A 1,627-nucleotide genomic window follows, 5' to 3' on the forward strand; every position below is an offset into this window, starting at 1 on the left:
GCCGTTCAAGCTGGTGAAGCAGCGAAAGCTGATACTTCTAAGACTCCACAAGAGTTGAAAGAAGCCGCACAAGCAATCAAAGATGCTCAAAAAGCTTTAGAAGCTAAAGCGAATAAAGCTGAACTTGAAAAATCAATCGCAACAGCTGAAGGTTTAGGTCAATTAGACCCAACTGATACTGAAGATAAAGCAGTCCAAGATGCTTTAAATAAAGCGAAAGAAGTTCAATCTGATCCTAATGCTTCACAAGATGCTGTAGATGCAGCTAAAAAAGCATTAGATGACGCAATTAATGCTAAGAAAGCACAAGATGCGAAAGAAGCTAAAGCAGCAGCTGACGCAAAACAAGCAGCATTAGACGCATTGAAAGAAGAACTTGCTAAAGTTGCTAAAATCGATAAAGATAACTTTACGCCTCATACAGTTGCACCATTAACTGAAAAAGAGGATGCAGGTAAAGCTATCGTTGCAGCACCTGAAAATAAAACAACTAAAGAAATTGAAGATGCTACACAAGCATTAAAAGATGCAGAAGCAGCGTTACAAGCTAAATCTGATAAAGCGGCATTACAAGCAGCCATCGATAAAGCAAATGCTTTAGGTCAACTTGACCCTGCAGATAAAGAAGATAAAGCTCTTCAAGACGCAGTTACTGCAGGTGAAGCTGTCAAAGCGGACGGAAATGCAACACCACAACAAGTTCAAGAAGCAACAAAAGCAATCACTGATGCCATCGCAGCAAAAGAACGTCAAGATGCATTAGATGCATTACAAAAAGCATTAGACGATGCGAAAACTGTTAAGAAAGATGACTACAAACCAAATACAGTTGCACCATTTGAAGCAGCTATTACTGCAGGCGAAGCAGCCAAAGCAGATGCGACTAAGACTCCTGAAGAGTTGAAAGCAGCAGCTAAAGCAATCACTGATGCTAAAAACAATCTTGAAGCGAAAGCTAACAAAGATGAATTGAACAAAGCAATTACTACTGCAGATGGCTTAACTTTAGATCCAAATGATAAAGAAGATAAAGCCGTTCAAGAAGCATTAAATAAAGCAAAAGAAGTTCAAGCAAACCCTAACGCAACTCAAGAAGAAGTTAATGCAGCGAAAGATGCTTTAAATAAAGCAATCGAAGCAAAAACTGCTCAAGATCAAGCAGATGCAGTCAAAGCAGCACTTGATGCATTAAAAGCAGAGCTTGAAAAAGCGAAAGCTGTTCAAACTGATAAATTCACTCCAGATAGTGTGAAACCATTAACTGATGCTGAAGTAGCAGGACAAGCGATTGTTGATGCTCCAACAGGTAAAACTGTTGAAGAAATTAATAAAGCAACACAAGACTTAAAAGATGCCCAAGCAGGTTTAGTCGCAAAAGCGGACAAAACTGAACTTGAGAAATCAATTGCAACTGCAGAAGGTTTAGGTCAATTAGACCCAGCTGATAAAGAAGATAAAGCCGTTCAAGATGCCTTAGCAGCGGCTAAAGCAGTAGAACAAAATCCTAATGCGACACAAACTGAAGTTGATAATGCGAAAGCAGCGTTAGACGAAGCAATTAACGCTAAAAAAGCACAAGATGAGAAAGAAGCGAAAGCAGCAGCTGACGCAAAACAAGCAGCATTAG

1 protein-coding gene is annotated in these 1,627 nt (G+C 39.6%); it reads left to right on the forward strand.

Translation table 11 applies throughout. The features are described from left to right. A partial coding sequence (locus tag HMPREF2846_RS13445) for an FIVAR domain-containing protein (protein ID WP_176745497.1) occupies positions 1–1,627 on the forward strand: 1,627 nt, incomplete at both ends.

The organism is Staphylococcus sp. HMSC056G08 (assembly GCF_001812305.1).
GTDB lineage: Bacteria > Bacillota > Bacilli > Staphylococcales > Staphylococcaceae > Staphylococcus > Staphylococcus simulans.